23 protein-coding genes are annotated in these 22,174 nt (G+C 67.4%); 19 read left to right on the plus strand and 4 right to left on the minus strand.

Features of this window, described 5'->3' with window-relative positions:
• The first annotated feature begins 147 nt into the window (after positions 1 to 147).
• The 3 genes from dksA (at position 148) to gltX (ending at position 2,806) form a co-directional block, all read left to right on the plus strand.
• Entirely contained in the window at positions 148 to 579 is a 432-nt protein-coding gene (gene dksA / locus KF910_RS02790) for an RNA polymerase-binding protein DksA (protein ID WP_292258689.1), read from the plus strand.
• Positions 580 to 592: 13 nt separating this feature from the next.
• Positions 593 to 1,402 (plus strand): alpha/beta hydrolase, encoded by an 810-nt coding sequence (locus tag KF910_RS02795; protein ID WP_292258690.1) that lies wholly within the window; start codon positions 593 to 595, stop codon positions 1,400 to 1,402.
• Between the two features lie 69 nt (positions 1,403 to 1,471).
• Complete coding sequence (gltX, locus tag KF910_RS02800; RefSeq protein ID WP_292258691.1) at positions 1,472 to 2,806, plus strand: glutamate--tRNA ligase; 1,335 nt, start codon at positions 1,472 to 1,474, stop codon at positions 2,804 to 2,806.
• A gap of 11 nt (positions 2,807 to 2,817) precedes the next feature.
• Here the strand turns inward: gltX and KF910_RS02805 are convergent, their stop codons facing one another.
• Positions 2,818 to 4,758: a DEAD/DEAH box helicase gene (locus KF910_RS02805; protein ID WP_292258692.1), complete on the minus strand. Its 1,941-nt coding sequence runs from the start codon at positions 4,756 to 4,758 to the stop codon at positions 2,818 to 2,820.
• A 186-nt stretch (positions 4,759 to 4,944) separates the two neighbouring features.
• On the opposite strand from KF910_RS02805, the gene KF910_RS02810 reads away from it, so the two are divergent.
• The 11 genes from KF910_RS02810 (at position 4,945) to KF910_RS02860 (ending at position 15,185) form a co-directional block, all read left to right on the plus strand.
• A complete protein-coding gene (locus KF910_RS02810) occupies positions 4,945 to 6,057 on the plus strand; it encodes an NAD(P)/FAD-dependent oxidoreductase (RefSeq protein WP_292258693.1) in 1,113 nt (370 codons plus the stop codon).
• Complete coding sequence (locus KF910_RS02815; RefSeq protein WP_292258694.1) at positions 6,050 to 6,580, plus strand: GNAT family N-acetyltransferase; 531 nt, start codon at positions 6,050 to 6,052, stop codon at positions 6,578 to 6,580. The genes KF910_RS02810 and KF910_RS02815 overlap by 8 nt, the downstream gene beginning before the upstream one ends.
• Before the next feature lie 121 nt (positions 6,581 to 6,701).
• Complete coding sequence (gene rpmF / locus KF910_RS02820) at positions 6,702 to 6,884, plus strand: 50S ribosomal protein L32 (protein ID WP_292258695.1); 183 nt, start codon at positions 6,702 to 6,704, stop codon at positions 6,882 to 6,884.
• Positions 6,885 to 6,984: 100 nt separating this feature from the next.
• Entirely contained in the window at positions 6,985 to 7,581 is a 597-nt protein-coding gene (locus KF910_RS02825; protein ID WP_292258696.1) for a hypothetical protein, read from the plus strand.
• 79 nt (positions 7,582 to 7,660) lie between these two features.
• Positions 7,661 to 8,941 carry a phosphopyruvate hydratase gene (gene eno / locus KF910_RS02830; RefSeq protein WP_292258697.1) on the plus strand — a complete coding sequence of 427 codons (1,281 nt, stop codon included), beginning with the start codon at positions 7,661 to 7,663 and terminating at the stop codon, positions 8,939 to 8,941.
• 101 nt (positions 8,942 to 9,042) lie between these two features.
• Positions 9,043 to 9,360 (plus strand): FtsB family cell division protein, encoded by a 318-nt coding sequence (locus tag KF910_RS02835; protein ID WP_416354678.1) that lies wholly within the window; start codon positions 9,043 to 9,045, stop codon positions 9,358 to 9,360.
• Between the two features lie 123 nt (positions 9,361 to 9,483).
• Positions 9,484 to 10,509 (plus strand): pyruvate dehydrogenase (acetyl-transferring) E1 component subunit alpha, encoded by a 1,026-nt coding sequence (gene pdhA, locus KF910_RS02840; RefSeq protein WP_292258699.1) that lies wholly within the window; start codon positions 9,484 to 9,486, stop codon positions 10,507 to 10,509.
• The gene (locus KF910_RS02845; RefSeq protein WP_292258700.1) at positions 10,506 to 11,885 is read left to right on the plus strand and encodes a pyruvate dehydrogenase complex E1 component subunit beta; all 1,380 of its coding nucleotides are present in this window, start codon (positions 10,506 to 10,508) and stop codon (positions 11,883 to 11,885) included. The genes pdhA and KF910_RS02845 overlap by 4 nt, the downstream gene beginning before the upstream one ends.
• The gene (locus tag KF910_RS02850; protein WP_292258701.1) at positions 11,882 to 13,219 is read left to right on the plus strand and encodes a pyruvate dehydrogenase complex dihydrolipoamide acetyltransferase; all 1,338 of its coding nucleotides are present in this window, start codon (positions 11,882 to 11,884) and stop codon (positions 13,217 to 13,219) included. Before KF910_RS02845 ends, KF910_RS02850 begins: the two co-directional genes overlap by 4 nt.
• Before the next feature lie 10 nt (positions 13,220 to 13,229).
• Positions 13,230 to 14,630 (plus strand): dihydrolipoyl dehydrogenase, encoded by a 1,401-nt coding sequence (gene lpdA, locus KF910_RS02855; RefSeq protein WP_292258702.1) that lies wholly within the window; start codon positions 13,230 to 13,232, stop codon positions 14,628 to 14,630.
• 3 nt (positions 14,631 to 14,633) lie between these two features.
• Positions 14,634 to 15,185, plus strand: a complete 552-nt coding sequence (locus KF910_RS02860; protein WP_292258703.1) for an NADPH-dependent FMN reductase — start codon at positions 14,634 to 14,636, stop codon at positions 15,183 to 15,185.
• A gap of 136 nt (positions 15,186 to 15,321) precedes the next feature.
• Here the strand turns inward: KF910_RS02860 and KF910_RS02865 are convergent, their stop codons facing one another.
• From KF910_RS02865 to KF910_RS02875, 3 genes are read right to left on the minus strand one after another with little or no spacing between them, the layout of a single operon-like run.
• Entirely contained in the window at positions 15,322 to 16,524 is a 1,203-nt protein-coding gene (locus KF910_RS02865) for a DUF1343 domain-containing protein (RefSeq protein ID WP_292258704.1), read from the minus strand.
• Complete coding sequence (locus tag KF910_RS02870; protein ID WP_292258705.1) at positions 16,521 to 17,021, minus strand: DOMON-like domain-containing protein; 501 nt, start codon at positions 17,019 to 17,021, stop codon at positions 16,521 to 16,523. The genes KF910_RS02865 and KF910_RS02870 overlap by 4 nt, the downstream gene beginning before the upstream one ends.
• Before the next feature lie 50 nt (positions 17,022 to 17,071).
• Positions 17,072 to 17,347, minus strand: a complete 276-nt coding sequence (locus KF910_RS02875; protein ID WP_292258706.1) for a hypothetical protein — start codon at positions 17,345 to 17,347, stop codon at positions 17,072 to 17,074.
• Positions 17,348 to 17,407: 60 nt separating this feature from the next.
• Between KF910_RS02875 and tyrS the strand changes: the two genes are divergently transcribed.
• The 5 genes from tyrS (at position 17,408) to KF910_RS02900 (ending at position 22,155) form a co-directional block, all read left to right on the plus strand.
• On the plus strand, positions 17,408 to 18,667 hold the full coding sequence (gene tyrS, locus KF910_RS02880) for a tyrosine--tRNA ligase (protein ID WP_292258707.1): 1,260 nt from the start codon (positions 17,408 to 17,410) through the stop codon (positions 18,665 to 18,667).
• Positions 18,664 to 19,116, plus strand: a complete 453-nt coding sequence (locus KF910_RS02885; protein ID WP_292258708.1) for a peroxiredoxin — start codon at positions 18,664 to 18,666, stop codon at positions 19,114 to 19,116. The genes tyrS and KF910_RS02885 overlap by 4 nt, the downstream gene beginning before the upstream one ends.
• Before the next feature lie 174 nt (positions 19,117 to 19,290).
• The gene (locus tag KF910_RS02890) at positions 19,291 to 20,439 is read left to right on the plus strand and encodes a peptidoglycan DD-metalloendopeptidase family protein (RefSeq protein WP_292258709.1); all 1,149 of its coding nucleotides are present in this window, start codon (positions 19,291 to 19,293) and stop codon (positions 20,437 to 20,439) included.
• Positions 20,423 to 20,971 carry a bactofilin family protein gene (locus tag KF910_RS02895; protein WP_292258710.1) on the plus strand — a complete coding sequence of 183 codons (549 nt, stop codon included), beginning with the start codon at positions 20,423 to 20,425 and terminating at the stop codon, positions 20,969 to 20,971. Before KF910_RS02890 ends, KF910_RS02895 begins: the two co-directional genes overlap by 17 nt.
• Positions 20,972 to 21,063: 92 nt before the next feature.
• Positions 21,064 to 22,155 carry a PA0069 family radical SAM protein gene (locus tag KF910_RS02900; protein ID WP_292258711.1) on the plus strand — a complete coding sequence of 364 codons (1,092 nt, stop codon included), beginning with the start codon at positions 21,064 to 21,066 and terminating at the stop codon, positions 22,153 to 22,155.
• Positions 22,156 to 22,174: the final 19 nt, after the last annotated feature.

Raw genomic sequence — 22,174 nt, forward strand, 5'->3', positions numbered from 1 at the left:
GAAAAGTGATGAAGAAATGTCACGGCGGACCCGGCGATGAAAGCTTGGCCGATCACGGAGGCGCGAACGGCGTTGCCGCGACTCGTGGATTTCTCATATACGGCGGACGACGCCAGGGGGGCGTCGAGGTTGACGAGCGTGAATGCGATGACCGCAACGGCGTCTGTTAGGGTCGAGGCCCCGGAATATCGACCGTCCGAGACCGAGCCCTTCATGAATGAACGGCAGCTGGCCTATTTCAAGAACAAGCTGCTGGCGTGGAAGGACGACATCCTGCGCGAATCTCGCGGGACCGTCGTGAACCTGAAGGCCGAAACCGAGAACCACCCCGACCTGGTGGACCGCGCCTCGTCCGAATCCGACCGGGCGCTGGAGCTGCGGACCCGGGACCGGCAGCGCAAGCTGATCTCCAAGATCGACGAGGCCCTGCGCCGGATCGAGGACGGATCCTACGGCTACTGTGAAGACACCGGCGAGCCGATCGGCCTGGGCCGGCTGGAAGCCCGCCCCACCGCCACCCTGTCGGTCGAGGCCCAGGAACGTCACGAGCGCCGCGAACGCGTCCACCGCGACGACTGAACGGTCCGTACCGATGCGGCTGCTGATCGGCCTGGTCTTCGTTCTGCTGTCGGCCATGCCTGTCGGCGCCCAGGCGCCGACGCCCGCCGCCATGCAGGGCGACTATGTCTTCATCGAGTCGGCTGAGGTCGGGCGGGGTTTCCATATCCATGTCCGATATCCCGAAGGCTACGACCCGACGGCCGCGCGTCTGTATCCGACCGTCTATGTAACCGACGGGGACAGCCTGTTTCCCATGCTGGCTCCGGTCCAGCTGTTCCTGCACTATGACGACGGCCTGCCTGAGGTGCTGATGGTGGGCATCGCCTATGGCGGTTTCGACCCGTCGGTGAACCGCCGCAACATCGACTTCCAGACGCCGGGCGACCGTGTGGAACAGGCCGGCGCGGCAGCCTTCCAGCGGTTTCTGACAACCGAACTCATCCCCCAGATCGAGTCTCGCTACCGCTCCGATCCCGAACGCCGCATCCTGTTCGGCCAGTCACGGGGCGGAGCCTTCGTGCTGTATTCGGCCGTGACAGACCCTGATCGGTTCTGGGGGCGGATCGCGAGCAATCCATCGATCACGCCGGGAATAGAGTCCTTGCTTTCCCCCGCCGCATCGGCGGCGCGGCGCGATCTGAGCCTGATCGTGGCCAGCGGGACACGCGATCGCGCCGATCTGCAGGTCGAGGCGGCGCATTGGCTGGCCGCCTGGGAGGCGCGGCCCGAGCGCCCCTGGGCGCTATATGGCGAACGGATCGATGGCGGGACACACGCGGCGGACGCCCCCGCGGCCTATCGGCGAGGCATGAGCCGACTGTTCGCGGGCGTGCAGGACTAAGCCTTCGCCTTGACTTCGGCCTGATGGGGCGCGACCTAGCCGCCTCGCATCGCAAGGTCGCCTGAACCCATGTCCGTCAAGGTCCGCTTCGCCCCGTCGCCGACGGGGAAACTGCACGTCGGCAACGTGCGCACCGCCCTGGTCAACTGGATGTTCGCCAAGGGGCAGGGCGGCAGTTTCGTCCTGCGCATCGACGACACGGACCTGGCGCGGTCGACGGCCGAGTTCGAGCAGGGGATCGAGGACGATCTGACCTGGCTGGGCCTGTTGTGGGACGAGCGGCACAACCAGTCCAAGCGGTTCGACCGCTATGAGGCGGCGGCCGAGAAGCTGAAGGCCGATGGCCGGCTGTACCCCTGCTACGAAACGGCCGAGGAACTGGATCGTCGCCGCAAGGTGCAGCTGTCGCGCGGCCTGCCGCCCGTCTATGACCGCGCCGCCCTGAGCCTGACCGAGGCCGAGAAGGCCGCCTTCGAGGCCGAGGGCCGTCGCCCCCACTGGCGGTTCAAGCTGGACGGCAAGCGGGTGGCCTGGGAAGACCTGGCGCGCGGCCATGCCGAGGTGGACACCGCCTCCATGTCCGACCCCGTGCTGATCCGCGAGGACGGGCTGTTCCTCTACACCCTGCCGTCGGTGGTGGACGATATCGACATGGGCATCACCCATGTGATCCGGGGCGAGGACCACGTCACCAACACCGGCGCCCAGATCGAGATCTTCGAGGCCCTGGGCGGACCCGTGCCGGATTTCGCCCATATGCCGCTGCTGGTCGGGGCCGACGGCGCGGCCCTGTCGAAGCGGCTGGGGTCGCTGTCGATCAGCGAGATGCGGGATCAGGGCTATGAGCCGATCGCCATCACCAGCCACCTGGGCCGTATCGGCACCTCCGATCCGCTGGAAGTCGCCGAGTCCGTCCAGGCCCTGGGGGCGGGCTTCGCCTTCGCCAAGATGGGGCGGTCGCCGGCGCGCTACGACACGGCCGATCTGGATCGGCTGAACGCCCAGGCCCTGCACGCCATGGACTACGCCAGCGCAAGGCCGCGACTGGAGGCCCTGGATTGCGACCTGGGTCCGGACTTCTGGGAAACTGTGAAGCCGAACCTGAACAAGATGGCCGATGTCATTGAAATGGCGCGTATCGTGCGCGGCCCCGTGGCCCCGGTCATCGAGGATGCAGGCTTCGCCCAGGCGGCGCTGGAGACCTTGCCCGAGGTCATCGACGCGGGCGCCTGGGCGGTCTGGACCGAGGCGGTGAAGGCCCGGACGGGGGCCAAGGGCAAGGCCCTGTTCATGCCGCTGCGGCTGATGCTGACCGGCCAGGCGCATGGGCCGGATATGGCGGCCATGGTGCGGCTGATGGGACGCGAGACCCTGGTGCGTCGGCTGAACGGCGAGGCGAGCTGACCGGACGCCGGTCAGCCCTGCTTCTTCGCTTTGAACTTGGGCTTGCCCTTGTTGGGGCCAGCCTTCTTGACCCAGGGCTTGTCACCCGCAGCCTTGGGTCCGGGGGCCTTCTTCGCCCACGGCTTGTCGCCGTCCGGTTTCGGCCCGCGCGGCCCCTTGGACCAGGGCTTGTCGCCATCGGCCCGAGCCGGGCCGTCATCCCGGCGCGGCTTCTTGCTCCAGGGCCTGTCCTCGCCGCCGCCGTCGCGCGGCTTGAAGGGCTTGCGGTCGCCTTCGGGCTTGTCGTCGCGGCGCATCTTGAAGGGCGGGCGGTTTCCGCGCGGCGGGGCGGTACGCTCCCTGGGCGCCGGGGCGACGGTCGGTTCGATCTTCACCCCGTCCTCGGCCGGAGCCTGGATGGCCTGGGTGAAGCGTTCGACGGCCGAACGGGTGATCTCGAACTTGGTGTCGCGCTCGAAGATGCGGATGGCGCCGATGTCGCGCTTGGTCACATGGCCCAGGCGGCAGATCAGGGGCAGCAGCCATTTCGGATCGGCGTTCTTCTCGCGCCCCAGATTGATGCGGAACCAGTCGCAGTCGGCGTCGCGGGCGAAGTCGATAAAGGGCTCGTCCTTGGTCCGCACCTGGTCGCGCTTCATCCGCTCGTCGTCATAGACCTCTTCCGGCTCGGGCATGCCGGCCTTGCGGGCGCGGATCAGCAGGGCGGCGATCTCTTCGGCCGGGCGACGGGCCAGAAGGTCGCGCGCCAGGGCCGTCTCCTCGTCCGAGAATTGCTCGACCGCCGTCAGGCCGTCCAGCAGGCGCGCCCTGTCCTTTTCGCGGATCTCCTCGGCCGAGGGCGGGCCGCTCCAGACCGCGTCCAGCCGCGCCTCGGCCAGCATACGCTCGACCTTGCGACGGCGGGCGTAGCTGACCAGCAGCACCGACACGCCCTTCTTGCCCGCGCGGCCGGTGCGGCCCGACCGGTGCAGCAGGCCGGCCTGGTTGATCGGCGTCTGGGCGTGGATCACCAGCCCCAGGTCCGGCAGATCCAGTCCGCGCGCCGCCACATCGGTGGCCACGCAGACGCGCGCATGACCATCGCGCAGGGCCTGAAGCGCGTCCGACCGCTCGCGCTGGCTCAGTTCGCCCGACAGGCCGACGACGGAAAAGCCACGCTCGCGCAGGGCGGCGTGCAGGTGGTTCACCGCCTCGCGCGTGTTGCAGAAGACGATGGCGCCGGGCGATTCAAAGTAGCGCAGCACATTGACCACGGCCCGTTCCATGTCGGTCGGGGCGATGCGCATGGCGCGGTATTCGATGTCGCCGTGCGGCGTGTCCTTGGAGGTGGCGTCGATGCGCAGGGCGTCGCGCTGATAGGTCCTGGCCAGGGTCACGATCTCGCGCGCCAGGGTGGCCGAGAACATCAGGGTGCGGCGCTCGGCCGGCGTCGTTTCCAGGATGAACTCCAGGTCCTCCTTGAAGCCCATGTCCAGCATCTCGTCGGCTTCATCCAGCACCACGGCGCGGATGGCCGTCAGGTCCAGATTGCCCCGTTCGATATGGTCGCGCAGGCGGCCGGGGGTGCCGACGACGATATGGGCGCCGAAATTCAGGGTGCGGGCCTCCTTGCGCGCATCCATGCCGCCGACGCAGGTGACCACCCGCGCGCCCGTCTCGGCGTACAGCCAGGTCAGCTCCGTCGCCACCTGAAGCGCCAGTTCGCGCGTTGGGGCGATGACCAGGGCCAGGGGGGCGTCCGCCTTGTCGAACCGTTCGGCCTCGCCCAGCAGGGTCGGGGCGGCGGCCAGGCCGAAGGCCACCGTCTTGCCCGAGCCGGTCTGGGCCGAGACCAGCAGGTCGCGCCCGGCGGCCTCTTGGCCCAGAACGGCGGACTGCACCGGGGTGGGCGTCTCATAGCCACGGCCGGCGAGGGCGTGGTCCAGCGAGGGATGACAGGGCGGGAAGGGCATAGGGGGTAGGTCCGAAACGGCGATGACGCCATGGCCGACAGGGGCCGGGGCGGGTAAGAGAGCGGGCGAAAGAGGAAGGCAAGGCGACGGCGGGCGAAACGGGCGGTTCAAGGACCGCGGTTCAGCGTCCGTGGCGGCTCATACGCCCTTTGCACGCCTCTGAGGGTTTTTTCTGGGCGGAACCGGATGAGTTTCGATTTCGACGCGACCGTGGTCGGAGCCGGGGCCGTGGGCCTGGCCTGCGGGCGGGCGCTGGCCCGGCGCGGCCTGTCGGTGCTGGTGCTTGAGGAACAGCCGCACATCGGCCAGGGCGTGTCGTCGCGCAATTCCGAGGTGATCCACGGCGGCCTCTATTATCCGACCGGATCGCTGAAGGCGCGATTCTGCGTCGAGGGGCGCCGGGCGCTGTACGCCTTTCTGGACAGCCACAAGGTCGATTACCGCCGATGCGGCAAGCTGGTCGTGGCGACCGAGGCGGCCGAGGTTTCGCGCATCGAGGCCATCTTTGCACAGGCGGTGACCAATGGGGTCGAGAACCTAGAACACCTGACCGGCGCCCAGGCGCGGACGCTGGAGCCGGAACTGAACGCCCACGCCGCCATACTGTCGCCCGAGAGCGGCGTGTTCGACAGCCACGGCTACATGCTGGCCCTGCAGGGCGAGATCGAGGATGCGGGCGGATCGGTCGTGGTCTCGGCGCCGTTCGAGCGGGCCGCGCCGCTGCCGGGCGGCGGCTTCACTGCCCGCGTGGGCGGGGAGGGGGCGACCGAGGTGACCAGCCGCCTTCTGGTCACCGCGCCCGGCCTTTCGGCCCAGGCCGTGGCGGCGCGGATCGAGGGGTATCCGGCCGACCGCATTCCGGCGCGCCACCTGGGCAAGGGCGTCTATTTCCGTCTGACTGGCGCGGCGCCGTTCGACCGGCTGATCTATCCGCCGCCGATCCCCGGGGCCCTGGGCACCCATTATCGCCGCGACCTGGGCGGGCAGGGGGTGTTCGGGCCGGACCTGGCCTATGTTGAGACCGAGGACTATTCGGTCGATCCGGCCGAGCGTGAGGAGTTCGTGCGCTATATCCGTCGCTTCTGGCCAAATGTTCAGGCAGATCGTCTGACGCCCGACTATGCCGGCATCCGGCCCAAACTGCATGGGCCGGGCGAGGTGCAGCCGGATTTCCAACTGCACGGGCGCGAGGTTCACGGCATCGACGGCCTGGTCGCCCTGTTCGGCATCGAAAGCCCCGGACTGACCAGTTCGCTGGCCATCGGCGAGGCGGTGGCGGGGATGCTGGCCCATGACTGAGCTGACCATCCGCGACGCGGTTCCCGACGACATCCCGGCCCTGCATGCCCTGATCGAGAGCGCCTATCGGGGCGAGGCCTCGCGCGCGGGTTGGACGACCGAGGCCGATCTTCTGGATGGCCAGCGCACCGACCCCGACGATCTGGCGGACATCCTGGCCGATCCGGCGCAGCGGATGCTGACCGCATGGCGTACCGGCATCCTCGTCGGTTGCGTCCTGATCGCCGACCGGGGGCAGGGGACGGGCTATTTCGGCATGTTGTCCGTCAGCCCGACGCTTCAGGCCGCCGGCCTGGGGCGGCGGCTGGTCGCGGCCGCGGAGGCGGAAATGGCCGCCCGATTCGGCGCCCGACGGGTCCGCATCTCGGTCTTCCCCCAGCGCGCCGAACTGATCGCTTGGTATGAACGGCTGGGGTATGCGGCGACCGGTGAGACCCTGGCCTTTCCCTATGGAAACCCCAGATTCGGCCTGCCGCGGCGTGACGATCTGCATTTCATCGTCATGGAGCGAGACCTGGCGTAACCGCGCCTTGAAATCGCCCGCGGCTTCATGCATAAGCCCGCCCTCGCGTGGCGGCCTCACCCGGCCGCCGCAACCGTTTTTGCGCCTTCGCAGGCGCCCGACCCAGAAGATTGAGACGGACATGGCCGTTCCGAAGCGCAAAGTATCCCCCTCGCGTCGCAACATGCGCCGCGCCCACGACGCCCTGGGCGCCAACGCCTATGTCGAGGACAAGGACACCGGCGAGCTGAAGCGCCCGCACCACATCGACCTGAAGACCGGCACCTATCGCGGCCGCCAGGTCCTGACGCCCAAGGAAGACTAAGCCTCTTCCAGGCTTCGGCTGGAATTGAAGCGGCGCGCGGTTGGTCCCGCGCGCCGTTTTCGTGCGTTATGGCGGCTGCACCCAATCCGAGGAGCCGCCCATGATCCGCCGCCTGATGCTGACCGCCGCCGTGGCCTCGCTCGCCGCCTGCAATGCGCCCGAGCCGGCCCAGCCCGCGCCCGAACAGCCGGTCCCGCCCGTCGAACAGCCCGGCGCCCCGGTCTCGGCGGGCGACAAGCTGACGGCCCAGGGGTTCGGGCCGCTGCGTATCGGCATGACCCGGGCCGAGGTCGAGGCGGCCCTGGGCCCCGACGCCAACCCCAACGCCGTCGGCGGCGCGGATCCCCAGATCTGCGACCAGTTCCGTCCCGCCCGCGCGCCCGAAGGCCTGCTGGTCATGCTGGAGAACGGCGTCCTGACCAGCGTCTGGGCGACCCGCAATCCGGCCATCGAGACTGATCGCGCCCTCAATATCGGCGACACGGCCGCCGAGGTGCGCCGCGTCTACGGCACGGCCGTCGTCGCATCGCCGCACAAATACGAATCCGCGCCGGCCGAATATCTGACCGTCTGGTCCACGGCCGACCACACCGGCCCGGACGCGCGCGGCGTCAAATACACCATCGGCTCGGACGGTAAGGTCCAGTCCATCGCGGGGGGCGGGCCGTCCATCGAATACGTCGAAGGCTGCGCCTGACGACCGAAGGTTGGCGATTCGCGCGCGGCTCCGCTAAACCGCGCGCAATCCCTTTTTCGCCAGCCTGAAGGCCGCCCCCATGACCGACATCGCCGACATCGTCGCCCGCCAGATCCTCGATAGCCGGGGCAATCCGACGGTGGAGGTGGATGTGACCCTGGACGACGGCAGCTTCGGCCGCGCCGCCGTGCCCTCGGGCGCCTCGACCGGCGCGCACGAGGCGGTCGAACTGCGTGACGGCGACAAGGACCTGTGGGGGGGCAAGGGGGTCCAGAAGGCGGTCGACGCCGTCAACGGCGAGATCTTCGACGCCCTGTCGGGCATGGACGCCGAGGATCAGCGCCGCATCGACTCGACCCTGATCGGCCTGGACGGCACGGCCAACAAGGGCCGCCTGGGCGCCAACGCCATCCTGGGCGTCAGCCTGGCCTGCGCCAAGGCCAGCGCGGTGTCGGCCAACCTGCCCCTGTATCGCTATCTGGGCGGCGTCTCGGCCCGCGTCCTGCCGACGCCGATGATGAACATCATCAACGGCGGGGCACACGCCGACAATCCGATCGACATCCAGGAGTTCATGATCCTGCCGACCGGCGCCGAGACCTTTTCCGAGGGCCTGCGCATGGGGACCGAGATCTTCCACGCCCTGAAGAAGGCCCTGAAGGACGCCGGCCACAACACCAACGTCGGCGACGAGGGCGGCTTCGCCCCTAACCTGGCCTCGGCAGAAGCGGCGCTGGAGTTCATCACCAAGGCGGGCCAGGCGGCCGGCTATCTGGCGGGCGAGGATTTCCACCTGGGCCTGGACGTGGCCTCGACCGAATTCTTCAAGGACGGCAAATACGTCATGACGGGCGAGGGCAAGACCTTCGACCCGGACGGCATGGTCGGATACCTGGCGGACCTGTGCGAACGCTTCCCCATCGTCTCGATCGAGGACGGTTGTGCGGAAGACGATTTCGACGGCTGGAAGATCCTGACCGACCGTCTGGGCGACCGGGTGCAGCTGGTGGGTGACGATCTGTTCGTGACCAATCCGGCCCGTCTGGCGGCCGGCATTGGCGAGGGCCTGGCCAACTCCATTCTCATTAAAGTCAATCAGATCGGCACGCTTTCGGAGACCCTGGATGCGGTCGATATGGCCCATCGCGCGGGCTATACGGCCGTCATGAGCCATCGCTCGGGCGAGACCGAGGACGCCACCATCGCCGACCTGGCCGTGGCCACCAACTGCGGTCAGATCAAGACCGGATCGCTGGCCCGCTCGGACCGCACGGCCAAATACAACCAGCTGCTGCGCATCGAGGAGATGCTGGGCGACCAGGGCGCCTATTACGGCGACGGCATGCTGCTGAGCCGCTGAGTTCCGACTTACGGTCAAGCTACGGTTCATTAGGCATTTTCGGTCACGGTCGCTCAATCGTGTTTGCGCGCTCAGAAGGAGCGTCCGAAGTGCCCGAACGTATGAAGCCGTATCTGCCCACCCTGTGTCTGCTGGCGGCCGTCCTGTACCTTGGGGTGCAGGCCCTGACCGGCGAGCGGGGCCTGCTGGGCGCCGCCGAACGGGACGCCCTGCTGGATCGGCGCGAGGCCCAGCTGGACGCCCTGACCGAACAGCGGCGCGATCTGGAGGTGCGGGTCCGCTATCTGCGCAGCGAAAGCCTGTCGCGCGATCTGCTGGAGGAACGCGCCCGCGCCGTGCTGGGGTTCGCCGACCCTCGCGACTATGTGATCCGCGTTTCCGCGCCGACGCATCAGGCGGTTTCGACGACCCGGTCCTGAACTTTCGTTACATGCCGTGAGGGTGACTTTGCCTTTCGGGAACGAAGGCTGCTAAAGCCCCTTTCCGTAACGACAGAGAAGGCCCCAGAGCGTTTTCCGCCGGGCCCAGACGGGAGATGGCGGATGGCGAAAGCCCCCTCCGACAAGACGAAGCCCAAGACCATTCCGAACGCCCCCCAGGCGTCGAAGGAAGACCTGCTGCGCTATTACCGCGAGATGGTGCTGATCCGCCGGTTCGAGGAGCGGGCGGGCCAGCTGTACGGCATGGGGCTGATCGGCGGCTTCTGCCACCTGTATATCGGCCAGGAAGCCGTGGCCGTGGGCGTTCAGGAGAGCGTCAAACAGGGCCATGACAAGATCATCACCGGCTATCGCGACCACGGCCACATGCTGTGCGCGGGCATGGACCCCAAGGAGGTGATGGCCGAGCTGACCGGCCGCATCGGCGGCTCGTCCAAGGGCAAGGGCGGCTCGATGCACATGTTCGACGTGCCGACCGGCTTCTATGGCGGTCACGGCATCGTCGGCGCGCAGGTGGCGCTGGGCACCGGCCTGGCCTTCGCCGGCTGGTATCGCGGCGATGACAGCGTGTCGTTCGTCTATTTCGGCGACGGCGCGGCCAACCAGGGCCAGGTGTACGAGAGCTTCAACATGGCCCAGCTGTGGAAGCTGCCGGCCATCTACATCATCGAGAACAACCAGTACGCCATGGGCACCTCGATCGAACGGTCCTCGGCCACGACCGAACTGTTCCAGCGCGGCGCCAGCTTCGGCATTCCGGGCGAACAGGTGGACGGGATGGACGTCCTGGCCGTGCGCGACGCGGCGGCCCGCGCGGTGAAGCGCGCCCGCGAAGGCGGCGGACCCTTCATCCTGGAGGTGAAGACCTATCGCTATCGTGGCCATTCCATGAGCGATCCGGCCAAATACCGCACCAAGGAAGAGGTCGACGAGGTCAAGAAGACCCGCGATCCGATCGAGCATATCAAGGGGCTGCTGGATCAGGCCGGGGCGACCGAGGACGACCTGAAATCGATCGACAGCGAGATCAAGGCCATCGTCGCAGAGGCCGTCCAGTTCGCCCAGGAAAGCCCCGAGCCCGATCCGTCCGAGCTCTATACCGACGTCTATGTGGAGGCCGCCCAGTGACCGACATCCTGATGCCGGCGCTGTCCCCCACCATGGAAGAGGGCACGCTGTCGAAATGGCACGTCAAGGCGGGCGACACGGTCAAGGCCGGCGACGTCATCGCCGAGATCGAGACCGACAAGGCGACCATGGAGGTCGAGGCCGTGGATGAGGGCGAGATCGCCGAGATCCTGGTGGCCGAGGGCTCCGAGGGCGTGAAGGTCAACACCCCCATCGCCCGGATGGCGGGGGAGGGCGGCGCCGCGGCGCCCGCTCCCACGTCTGCGCCCAAGACCGAGACGCCCAAGGCCGAGGATCAGACGACCACTGACCAGGGCGGCGAGCCCGAGAAGAAGGACGCCACCGCCAGCGGCCCCAAGGTCGAGTTGCGCGATCCCGACATCCCCGCCGACGCCAAGCTGGTGAAGACCACCATCCGCGACGCCCTGCGCGACGCCATGGCCGAGGAGATGCGCCGCGACGAGGCCGTCTTCCTGATGGGCGAGGAAGTGGCCCAGTATCAGGGCGCCTATAAGGTGTCGCGCGAACTGCTGCAGGAGTTCGGGCCGAAGCGGGTGGTCGACACCCCGATCACCGAGCACGGCTTCGCCGGCCTGGGCGTCGGCGCGGCCATGAGCGGGCTGAAGCCGATCGTTGAGTTCATGACCTGGAACTTCGGCATGCAGGCCATCGACCACATCATCAACTCGGCGGCCAAGACCCTGTATATGTCGGGCGGCCAGATCCGCGCGCCCATCGTCTTCCGAGGCCCCAATGGCGCCGCCAGCCGCGTGGCGGCCCAGCATTCCCAGGACTATTCCGCCTGGTACGCCCAGATCCCGGGCCTGAAGGTCATCGCCCCCTATGACGCGGCCGACGCCAAGGGTCTGTTGAAGGCGGCGATCCGCGATCCCAACCCCGTCGTCTTCCTGGAACACGAGATGATGTACGGGCTGGAATTCGACGTTCCGGACGTCGAGGACTGGGTCCTGCCGATCGGCAAGGCCAAGGTCCGGCGCGAGGGGACCGATGTGACGATCACGGCCCACAGCCGCATGGTCGGTTTCGCCTTGCAGGCCGCCGAACAGCTGGAAGCCGAAGGGATCAGCTGCGAGGTCGTGGACCTGCGCACCCTGCGGCCGCTGGATACGGACACCGTCATCGAAAGCGTCAAGAAGACTAGCCGCCTGGTCTCGGCCGAGGAAGGTTGGGGTTCCATGGGCGTGGGCGCCGAGGTCGTGGCCCGGGTGATCGAACACGCCTTCGACTATCTGGATGCGCCGCCGCTGCGGGTGCATCAGGAAGACGTGCCTCTGCCCTATGCCGCCAATCTGGAGGCCCTGTCGCTGCCGGGCGCCGACAAGATCGTGAAGGCGGTCAAGGCGGTGATGGCATGACCGACATCCTGATGCCCGCCCTGTCTCCGACCATGGAGGAGGGCGTCCTGTCCAAATGGCACGTCAAGGCCGGCGATGTGGTCAAGGCCGGTGACGTCATCGCAGAGATCGAGACTGACAAGGCGACCATGGAGGTCGAGGCCGTGGATGAGGGCGAGATCGCCGAAATCCTGGTGGCCGAAGGCTCCGAGGGGGTGAAGGTCAACACCCCCATCGCCCGGCTGAAGGGTGAGGGCGGCACGGCCGCCCCGGCGCCGAAACCCGACGCGTCGTCTCCTCCCCGTGAAACGGGGAGGGGGACCGCCGAAGGCGGTGGAGGGGTTCTTGCCACCTCGCCGTCGCCCCAATCCGCGACCACGCCCGCCGCTCAGACCCCCTCCACCGCTTCGCGGTCCCCCTCCCCACAGGGTGGGGAGGAGACAAGGATTTTCGCCTCGCCCCTGGCCCGGCGCATCGCCGCCCAGAACGGCGTGGACCTGAAATCCGTCAAGGGCACCGGCCCGCACGGCCGCATCGTGCGCCGCGATGTCGAAGGGCTGAAGGGCGGCGCTGCCCCGGCCACGGCTTCGGCCGCCGCCGCCGAACCGCGCAAGGTGATGTCGCTGGAACAGCAGGGCATCCCGGCCGGCAGCTACGACCTGGTCCCGCTGGATGGCATGCGAAAGGCCATCGCGCGGCGTCTGACCGACAGCTTCCGCGACGTGCCGCACTTCCCCCTGACCATCGACTGCGAGATCGACGGCCTGCTGGCCAGCCGGGCCAAGGTCAATGCGATGCTGGAAGCCTCGGGCGTCAAGGTCTCGGTCAACGACTTCGTCATCAAGGCCAGCGCCATGGCCCTGAAGGCCGTGCCGGAGGCGAACGCCAGCTACACGCCCGAAGGCATCGCCATGCACCACCACGCCGATGTGGCCATGGCGGTGGCGATCCCAGGACAAGATGGGGGCTCCGGCGGCCTGATCACCCCGATCATCCGCCAGGCCGAGCTGAAGTCCCTGTCGCAGATCGCGACGGAGTCGAAAGACCTGGCCAAGCGCGCCCGCGACCGCAAGCTGAAGCCCGAGGAGTTCCAGGGCGGCACCTTCAGCGTCTCGAACCTGGGCATGTTCGGCATCAAGGCCTTCGCCTCGATCATCAACGAACCGCAGGGCGCGATCATGAGCGTGGGCGCCGGCGAACAGCGTCCGGTGGTCAAGAACGGGCAACTGGCCGTGGCCACGGTGATGACCGTCACCCTGACCTGCGACCACCGCGTGGTCGATGGCGCCGTGGGGGCGCGGTTCCTGCAGGCGTTCAAGGCCATGATCGAAGATCCCGTGACGATGCTGGCCTGAGGATCAACAGATGGATTTCGACCTCATCGTCATCGGCTCGGGCCCCGGCGGATATGTCGCCGCCATCCGCGCCAGCCAGCTGGGCCTGAAGACGGCCATCGTCGAACGCGAGAACCTGGGCGGCATCTGCCTGAACTGGGGCTGTATCCCGACCAAGGCCTTGCTGAAATCGGGCGAGAAATACGAGAGCCTGAGCCATCTGAAGGACTACGGCCTGTCGGCGGAAAAGGTCGGCTTCGACTTCGACGCCATCATCCAGCGCTCGCGCGGGGTGGCCAAACAGCTGAACAGCGGCGTCGGCTTCCTGATGAAGAAGAACAAGATCGAGGTCATCGAGGGGACGGCGAAACTGGAGAAGGGGCAGGGGGCCCCCAAGGTCGTCATCGCCCTGAAGGACGGCGGATCGCGCACGGTCCAGGCCAGGTCGGTCATGCTGGCGGTCGGCGCCCGCGCCCGCGCCCTGCCGCAGATCGGGCTGGAAGCCGACGGCGACCGCATCTGGGCCTATCGCGAGGCCATGACGCCGAAATTCCTGCCCAAGTCGATCGTGGTCATCGGCTCGGGCGCCATCGGCATCGAGTTCGGCAGCTTCTATCGCGCCCTGGGCTGCGAGGTGACGGTGGTCGAGGCCCTGGACCGCATCATGCCGGTCGAGGATATCGAGGTGTCCAAGGCGGCCCAGAAATCCTTCGAGAAGCGCGGGATGAAATTCCGCGTCGGCGCCAAGGTGACCAAGGTCGCCAAGGACAAGTCGGGCGTCACCGTGGCCATCGAGGCCGGCGGCAAGGCCGAAACCCTGACCGCCGAGGTCTGCATCTCGGCCGTGGGCATCACGGCCAACACCGATGGCATCGGCCTGGAGGCGCTGGGCGTCGAACTGGACCGCGGCCACATCAAGACCGACGGCCATTGCCAGACCAATGTAAAGGGCCTTTACGCCATCGGCGACTGCGCCGGCGCGCCCTGGCTGGCGCACAAGGCGTCGCATGAAGGCATCCACGCCGCCGAACACATCGCCGGATTTGCGACGCCGCACGTCGTGTCGCCCATCGCCGGCTGCACCTATGCTCAGCCTCAGGTCGCCTCGGTCGGCCTGACCGAGCAGGGGGCCAAGGAAGTGGGCCGGGCGGTCAAGATCGGCCGCTTCCCGTTCAAGGTGAACGGCAAGGCCATTGCGTCGGGCGACACCGACGGCTTCGTCAAGGTGCTGTTCGACGACAAGACCGGCGCCCTGGTCGGCGCCCACATGATCGGCGCCGAGGTCACCGAGATGATCCAGGGCTATGTCACCGCCATCACCATGGAGGCGACCGAGGAGGACGTGATGGGCACCGTCTATCCGCACCCGACCATGTCCGAGGCCATGCACGAGGCGGCGCTGGACGCCTATGGCCGCGTAATCCACATCTAGGTCATGCGGATCGTCGGCATCGCGGGCAGCCTGAGGGCGAAGTCGTTCAACCTGGGCCTTCTTCATGCGATGCATGAAGTCGCGCCGGAGGATGTGGAACTGGACGTGCGGACCCTGCACGGGACGCCGCTGTATAACGCCGATGACGAATCGGAAGGCGGGCTGCCCGAGGCCGTGCGGGTGCTCAAGGACGCGGTGGCCCAGGCGGACGGGCTGATCCTGGCGACGCCGGAATACAACAATGGCGTGCCGGGCGTGTTCAAGAACGCCATCGACTGGATGTCGCGGCCGGCGGGCGACATAGGCCGGGTGTTCGGCGGAAAGCCGGTGGCCCTGTTGGGTGCGTCACCCGGCGGATTCGGCACGATCCTGTCCCAGAGCGCCTGGCTGCCGGTGCTGAGGACGCTAGGAACGCGCCCGTGGTTCGAACAGAAGCTGCTGGTGTCGCGGGCGGGTAGTCTGTTCGACGACGAGGGCCGGCTGACGGACGCGGCGACGCGCGAGCGACTGCGGGAATTCATCGAAGGCTTCGCACGCTTCGCCAAGGAGGGCTGAGGGGACGCCGGGGACGCAACCAGAGGACTTCAGGCTGAGCAGCCACATTTATCGCCTAAGATATATTATGCGAAATAAGCTGGCATGCCTGATGGGGTTGGTGCATCCGGATACGCCCGGAAACCGCTGATCACATTCAATATATCAGGAACGGCCTTCGCTCTTCGATCCAGTCGCTCTCGTCCGCCGACGCCATATGATCCAGGTCGCCCGCATGGGCGTCGCGATCATCCACCCATTCGCGCAGCGCCGTGCCGCCGTTGATGGTGTCGATCGGCAGTTTGCCGAAGGCGTATTCGTACGGGAAATCCCGCCACAGATCGTAGTCGGGATAGAGGTTGCGGATCGCCTTGAACCCCGCCGCCTGCACCCGCCATGGCCGAAAGGCGTGGTGGTCATAGACGGGGTCCTCGCAGTGGATCTGGACCCCCGAACACAGTTTGCCGACATGTTTGTGGAAGGTCGGCTCGAACCACATGTCCCGCAACACGCAGCCGTCCAGCCAGCCCGGCGCGATGCGGCGCATCTCGGCGATCACCGCCCGCGCGTCGATATCGGGCGCCCCAAACAGCTCCAGCGGCCGGGTCGTGCCCCGCCCCTCGGACAGGGTCGCCCCCTCGATCATCACCGTGCCGGCGTAGGCGCGGGCCATCGACAGGTTCGGTGCATTGGGGCTGGGGTTGATCCACGCCCTCTGACCCAGCGGCCAGCCATATCCCGGAGCGCCCTCGGGATCGTAGTTTTCCATCCCGATGACGCGATATTGCACATCGATCTTGAAGTGATGGATAAACCAATGCCCCATCTCGCCCAGGGTCAGGCCATGCCGCATCGGCATCGGCCCGGCGCCAACGAAGCTTTCCCAGCCGGGCTTCAGCGTCGTGCCCTCGACCGGCCGCCCGGCGGGGTTGGGACGGTCCAGAACCCAGACCTCCTTCCCATGCGCGGCCGCCGCCTCCAGCACGTAAAGCAGGGTCGTGACGAAGGTGTAGATGCGGCAGCCCAGGTCCTGAAGATCGATCAGGATGACGTCGAAGGTCTGCATCCATTCGTCGCGCGGACGACGCACCTCGCCATACAGGCTGAAGACCGGGACGCCATGCACCGGATCGCGGTAATCCGAGCTTTCCATCATATTGTCCTGCAGATCACCCTTCATGCCGTGCTGAGGCCCGAAGGCGGCGCTGAGGGTGATGTCGGGACAGGCCGCCAGGGCGTCCATGGTGTGCGTCAGGTCCGCGGTCACCGAGGCGGGATGGGCCAGCACGGCCACCCGCCGGCCCTGCAGCGGCGCCCGCAGCGCGGGATCGGACAACAGGCGGTCGATGCCGAATTTCATGGGATCTCCAGCACGAAGGAGTCGGGGTGATGAAAGTCCGGCTTATCCGACGCATGGGCCAGGGCCCAATAGGAAATCCGCCCGTCCAGGGCCTCGATCACAGCAGCCAGGCCCAGCGCCTGCGCGCCCGGCGGCAGGTCGATCACCGTTTCCAGGCCGACGTAATCAGAACCACCGTCCAGAAGCGCGGGGTCGGCGGCCTCGGCTGCCTTAGCCATGCCGTCGCGATAGCCGTTGAACCGATAGCTGGCCCACTGGCCCGATGGGGACAGGTTGAACTCCCGGTATCCCTCGGCAGTCCGCACGAAGACTTCGAAACAGGTGTGCTTCCACAAGCCATCGACGCGTCCCTGAGCCGGTGCGGGCCATTTCAACGCATCGACGTCACCGTCCGTAAAATAGCGCAGCCACAGGCGGTTGCCGCGTCGTTCCAGTTCGACCGAGACCTCGATCTGCGGAGCCGGCGTTGTCGGATGGGGCTTCAGATCCACGTGCATCACTCATCGATGGCGAGCCGTTCGGTGCGGGTCAACGCAGGGCGGCCGACTCACAGGAAAAACCCCACCGCCAGCCGGATCAGGACCAGGAAGATACCCACCGCAGCGATCATTGGGGGCGCGATCAGCAGCCCCACCGCCAGCCGCATTCGTCGCAAGCGTTGCGCGATCCAGGCCAGACCCCCGAAGACGCCAAGGGCACAGGCGGTCACCGCATAGTGTCGCACATCGGCGCCGCCCAGCATCAAGGCCAGACCTAGAGCACTCCAGGCGAGAACGACAGGGCCCAGACCGCGACGCCAGCCTTGATCCGCATGCATGATCATTCGCTCCTATGGGCCCGCGTGCTACACGCGCGCTTCGTCTCCTTGCCAGCGCCTCCCGCCATGATCGATCAAGACTTCAAATCTGACTTCCTGCGCACCCTCCGTGACCGGGGCTACATCCACCAGATCACCCATCCGGCCGAGCTGGATGCGGCGGCCAGCAAAGGCGTGATCGCCGCCTATATCGGCTTCGACGCCACGGCGCCCAGCCTGCATGTCGGCAGTCTGATCCAGATCATGATGCTGCGCCGGCTTCAGCAGGCGGGGCACAAGCCGATCGTCCTGATGGGCGGCGGCACGACCAAGGTCGGCGATCCGACCGGCAAGGACGCCTCGCGCCCGCAACTGACCGATGAGATGATCCAGGCCAATATCACCTCGATCCAGACGGTCTTCGCCAAATTCCTGACCTTCGGCGATGGGCCGACCGATGCGGTCATGGTCGACAATGACGAGTGGCTGTCGAAGTTTGGCTATGTCCAGTTCCTGCGCGAGTTCGGGACCCAGTTCACGGTCAACCGGATGCTGGCCTTCGACTCGGTCAAGCTGAGGCTGGAACGCGAACAGCCGATGACCTTCCTGGAATTCAACTACATGCTGATGCAGTCGGTTGATTTCCTGGAGCTGAACCGCAGCCGCAACGTCACCCTGCAGATGGGCGGCTCGGACCAGTGGGGCAATATCGTCTCGGGCGTCGATCTGGTGCGGCGCAACGAGGGGCGCACCGCGTTCGGCCTGACCACGCCGCTGTTGACCACCGCCTCGGGCGGCAAGATGGGCAAGACCGCCCAGGGCGCGGTCTGGCTGAACGCCGAACAGCTGTCGCCCTACGATTACTGGCAGTTCTGGCGCAACGCCGACGACGCCGACGTGGGCCGGTTCCTGCGCCTGTTCACCGACCTGCCGCTGGACCAGATCGCGTCTCTGGAGACGCTGGAAGGCGCGGGAATCAATGACGCCAAGAAAGCCCTGGCCGACGCCGCGACCACCATGCTGCACGGCGCCGATGAGGCGGCCAAGGCGCGCGCTGCGTCCGAGGCCGCCTTTGAACAGGGCCGACTGTCGGCCGACCTGCCGACCGTCGAACTGCCGCGCGACGAGGTCATCGGCGCCATGATCGCAGCCCTGGCGACCAGGGCCGGCCTGACCGCCTCCAACGGCGAGGCCCGGCGCCTGGCCCAGGGCGGGGGCCTGCGCCTGAACGACGCCGCGATCAACGACGGCGCCCAACTGGTTTCCGAGGGCGACCTGAACGCGGACGGGGTGCTGAAACTGGCGGCGGGCAAGAAGAAGATCGTGCTGGTGAGGCCCGTCGGATGATCGTCGCCGAAGGCTCCAAGCCCCCTGCCCTGTCCCTCCCGACCGACGGCGGAGGGCATATCGACCTGGCCGGTCCGGCCGTGATCTATTTCTATCCCAAGGACGACACCCCCGGCTGCACCAATGAAGGCAAGGATTTCTCGGGCCTGATCGAGGATTTCCACGCCCTGGGCGTCGCCGTCATCGGCGTTTCGCGCGACAGCGTGAAGAAGCATGATCGCTTCAAGGCCAAGCATGACCTGAAGGTGATCCTGGCGTCCGACGAGGACGGCGCCGTCACTGAAGCCTGGGGCGTCTGGGTCGAAAAACAGCTCTATGGCCGCAAATACATGGGGATCGAGCGGGCCACCTTCCTGATCGACGCCGATGGAACCATCCGGCGCGCCTGGCGGAACGTGCGGGTTCCCGGCCATGCCCAGGAGGTGCTGGAGGCCGCCAGGGCCCTGTAATCCGCCACCGGAAAGAACAGTCCCAGATTCGTCCGCGCAACCACCGGGCGAAAAACTCCCCTATCCAGATTCGCGGCGCCTGTCCGTGCGGGAAATCATGGTTAAGATTGGGTGAACGCTATTGCAGAAACGTCACGGCTCTCGGATAAAGCCGGGTACCGGGGGGTGTGGCGTATGGATCAGGATCAGGGGAACGGGCGACGCTCAGTAATCGAGCGCTGGTTCCCGGAACGGCATCTTTATCTGCGGTCCAATGGCGAGACGCGCGGCTATGTCCTGACCCGCGGGCGCCAGATGCTGGGCGTGGCCGCCGCGGTCCTGCTGGGCGGCTGGACCCTTGTCGCCTCGGGCGGCTTCCTGTTCGATCTGGCCACCGAAAGCACGGCCGACCAGGCCGTCCGCCGCACCCGAGCGGAATCCGAGCGCCGCACCGCCGATCTTCAGGCCCGCCTGGACAGCGCCGTGGTGCGGATGTCGACGACCACCGGATCGCTGGACGAAATGGCGGCCATGGTCGAGCGGCGCCATGCGGCCCTGACCAAGGTCATGGGGATGTTCCACGGCGTGCCGGGGGCCGAACAGGCCCTGCAACCGGCCCCTACGGGAACCCAGACCGGCAATCCGATCCGGCGGATCCTGGGCGTCCGGATGGACCAGGAGCGGCTGATCGCCCGCGCCGACGCCTTCGCCCAGACGCGTGCCGAACGGCTGCGACTGGCCTTCCGCCTGGCCGGACTGAACCCCGCGGCCTATGCGCCCCAGGGGGCGCCGCTGGGCGGCCCCCTGGTCGAGGCGCGCGATCCCAAGGCCCTGGCCGTCATCCTGGATGTCGACGAGGCCTTCGCCGTCCGCATCCGCAACGCCGCCGACAATCTGACCGACATGCGTCGCCTGGCCGATGCGGCCGATGGCCTGCCCTTCGACCGGCCGACCCAGGCGCGGACCACCTCGGGTTTCGGCGTCCGCTTCGACCCCTTCAACGGCCGGCCCGCCGTGCATCAGGGCCAGGACTTCGCCGCCCCTCTGAACAGCCCCGTCCACGCCACCGCCCCGGGCGTGGTCTCTTTTGTCGGGATCCGTTCAGGGTATGGAAAGACTGTCGAGATAGATCATGGTCGCGGTTTCAAGACGCGCTTCGCCCATCTCAACGCCACGGCGGTGACGCCCGGCCAGCGCGTGGCCCTGGGCCAACGTGTTGGCGCCATGGGCAACACCGGCCGCTCCACCGGCGTCCACCTGCACTATGAGGTGTGGGTCGATGGCCGCCCCCAGAATCCAGCCCGCTTCATGAAAGCCGGAGACCAGCTTGTTCAACAAGACTAAATCCCCCGCCCGCCCCGCCGCGGCCCCGATCCCGCCGCTGCCGGACCTGCCCTCTCCGAGCCAGCCCAAGGCCGCCGCACCGGCCCCGACGCCCTCGCCCGCCAGCGCGACGCCGGGGCGCGGCCTGTCGATGCTGTCGGCCGACCTGCAATTCACCGGCAATATCGCCGGCTCGGGCGACCTGCAGGTCGACAGCCAGGTCAAGGGCGACATCCGCGTCGGCCGTCTGATCGTCGGCGAAACCGGCGCCGTGGAAGGCAATGTCTCGGCCGACTATGTCGAGGTGCGCGGCCGGATCGTCGGCGGCGTCTCGGGCAAGCAGGTGAAGCTGATCTCGACCGCCTATGTCGATGGCGACATCACCGCCGAACAGCTGTCCATCGACATCGGCGCCTATTTCCAGGGCCGGGTGTTGCAGGGATCGCGCCAGCCCGCGCCCGCCGCCGCGCCGACGCCGGCGCCCAAGCCGGTCATCCCCCAGATGGGCGATGCGCCGGCCCCGGCGGCGCCGACGGGTTCGACGCCCGCCTGATCTGGAGGCGACAAGAGGGTCGCGTCTCGGTGCGGCCCTTTTCACGCCATAAATGTTCTTGCTTTGTTCGAATGGTTCGGCTATGTTCGCTCATGGCCAGACAGCCGACGAAAGGACGCGGGGCCCGGTCCAACGCCAGTGGGCGGTATGAAGCGACGCAGACTCAGGAATTCGACGACGGCTGGACCGTCGATGACGCCCCGATCGCGTCGCTCCGCACCAGCCTGACCCCGGAACGGGCGCGGACGATCATCGCCCGCAACGACAGTCCCGACGTCGGCTTCGACCGATCCATCAACCCCTACAAGGGCTGTGAACATGGCTGCATCTACTGCTACGCCCGTCCGTCCCATGCCTGGATGGGCCTATCCCCGGGCCTGGATTTCGAGAGCCGGCTCTTCTTCAAGCCCGAGGCCGCGCGTCTGCTGGAACAGGAGCTGTGCCGGCCCCGATACCGCTGCCGGCGCATCCACATAGGCGGCAACACCGATCCCTATCAGCCGGTCGAGCGGACGTTGAAATCGACCCGTTCGGTGCTGGAGGTGATGCAGCGGTTCAACCACCCCTTCTCGATCATCACCAAGTCGGTCCTGATCGCGCGCGACGCGGACATTCTGGGCGCCATGGGGCGAGAGGGTCTGTGCTCGGCCTTCGTCTCGATCACCACCCTGGACCGCAAACTGGCCCGCGACATGGAGCCCCGCGCCTCGACCCCGGCGAAACGGCTGGAGGCCATCAGCCGCCTGGCCGAGGCTGGGTGCCCGGTCGGGGTCGGCTTCGCCCCGGTCATCCCCGGCCTGAACGATCATGAGTTGGAGGCGGTGCTGGAGGCCGCCGCCAAGGCCGGGGCGACCAGCGCCATGTATGTGACCCTGCGTCTGCCCCTGGAGATCAAGGACCTGTTCCGGGAGTGGCTGGCCGACGCCCGGCCCGACCGCGCCGCCCGCGTCATGTCCCTGATCCGCCAGACGCGGGGCGGTCGCGATTACGATCCGGACTGGTCCCAGCGGATGAGGGGAACCGGCCCCGTGGCCGAGCTCATCGCCACGCGGTTCAAGGCGGCGGTCAAGCGGTTTGGGCTGGATGGACCCCGCCCCCTGCTGGACGAAAGCCGATTCCGCATTCCCGATGACGCCCGTACCCAGCGGGATCTGTTCGACCGGGACCATCGCCCGGCAGCCTGAAGTCTGTAGGCCTGAAGTC

The organism is Brevundimonas sp. (assembly GCF_019636155.1).
Classification (GTDB): Bacteria; Pseudomonadota; Alphaproteobacteria; order Caulobacterales; family Caulobacteraceae; genus Brevundimonas.

What these genes read in the sequence shown, in the direction of transcription:
- dksA (WP_292258689.1), top strand. Translation starts at nt 148, where the DNA reads ATGACCGCAACGGCGTCTGTTAGGGTCGAGGCCCCGGAATATCGACCG.
- KF910_RS02795 (WP_292258690.1), top strand. Translation starts at nt 593, where the DNA reads ATGCGGCTGCTGATCGGCCTGGTCTTCGTTCTGCTGTCGGCCATGCCT.
- gltX (WP_292258691.1), top strand. Translation starts at nt 1,472, where the DNA reads ATGTCCGTCAAGGTCCGCTTCGCCCCGTCGCCGACGGGGAAACTGCAC.
- KF910_RS02805 (WP_292258692.1), bottom strand. Translation starts at nt 4,758, where the DNA reads ATGCCCTTCCCGCCCTGTCATCCCTCGCTGGACCACGCCCTCGCCGGC.
- KF910_RS02810 (WP_292258693.1), top strand. Translation starts at nt 4,945, where the DNA reads ATGAGTTTCGATTTCGACGCGACCGTGGTCGGAGCCGGGGCCGTGGGC.
- KF910_RS02815 (WP_292258694.1), top strand. Translation starts at nt 6,050, where the DNA reads ATGACTGAGCTGACCATCCGCGACGCGGTTCCCGACGACATCCCGGCC.
- rpmF (WP_292258695.1), top strand. Translation starts at nt 6,702, where the DNA reads ATGGCCGTTCCGAAGCGCAAAGTATCCCCCTCGCGTCGCAACATGCGC.
- KF910_RS02825 (WP_292258696.1), top strand. Translation starts at nt 6,985, where the DNA reads ATGATCCGCCGCCTGATGCTGACCGCCGCCGTGGCCTCGCTCGCCGCC.
- eno (WP_292258697.1), top strand. Translation starts at nt 7,661, where the DNA reads ATGACCGACATCGCCGACATCGTCGCCCGCCAGATCCTCGATAGCCGG.
- KF910_RS02835 (WP_416354678.1), top strand. Translation starts at nt 9,043, where the DNA reads ATGAAGCCGTATCTGCCCACCCTGTGTCTGCTGGCGGCCGTCCTGTAC.
- pdhA (WP_292258699.1), top strand. Translation starts at nt 9,484, where the DNA reads ATGGCGAAAGCCCCCTCCGACAAGACGAAGCCCAAGACCATTCCGAAC.
- KF910_RS02850 (WP_292258701.1), top strand. Translation starts at nt 11,882, where the DNA reads ATGACCGACATCCTGATGCCCGCCCTGTCTCCGACCATGGAGGAGGGC.
- lpdA (WP_292258702.1), top strand. Translation starts at nt 13,230, where the DNA reads ATGGATTTCGACCTCATCGTCATCGGCTCGGGCCCCGGCGGATATGTC.
- KF910_RS02860 (WP_292258703.1), top strand. Translation starts at nt 14,634, where the DNA reads ATGCGGATCGTCGGCATCGCGGGCAGCCTGAGGGCGAAGTCGTTCAAC.
- KF910_RS02865 (WP_292258704.1), bottom strand. Translation starts at nt 16,524, where the DNA reads ATGAAATTCGGCATCGACCGCCTGTTGTCCGATCCCGCGCTGCGGGCG.
- KF910_RS02870 (WP_292258705.1), bottom strand. Translation starts at nt 17,021, where the DNA reads ATGCACGTGGATCTGAAGCCCCATCCGACAACGCCGGCTCCGCAGATC.
- KF910_RS02875 (WP_292258706.1), bottom strand. Translation starts at nt 17,347, where the DNA reads ATGATCATGCATGCGGATCAAGGCTGGCGTCGCGGTCTGGGCCCTGTC.
- tyrS (WP_292258707.1), top strand. Translation starts at nt 17,408, where the DNA reads ATGATCGATCAAGACTTCAAATCTGACTTCCTGCGCACCCTCCGTGAC.
- KF910_RS02885 (WP_292258708.1), top strand. Translation starts at nt 18,664, where the DNA reads ATGATCGTCGCCGAAGGCTCCAAGCCCCCTGCCCTGTCCCTCCCGACC.
- KF910_RS02890 (WP_292258709.1), top strand. Translation starts at nt 19,291, where the DNA reads ATGGATCAGGATCAGGGGAACGGGCGACGCTCAGTAATCGAGCGCTGG.
- KF910_RS02900 (WP_292258711.1), top strand. Translation starts at nt 21,064, where the DNA reads ATGGCCAGACAGCCGACGAAAGGACGCGGGGCCCGGTCCAACGCCAGT.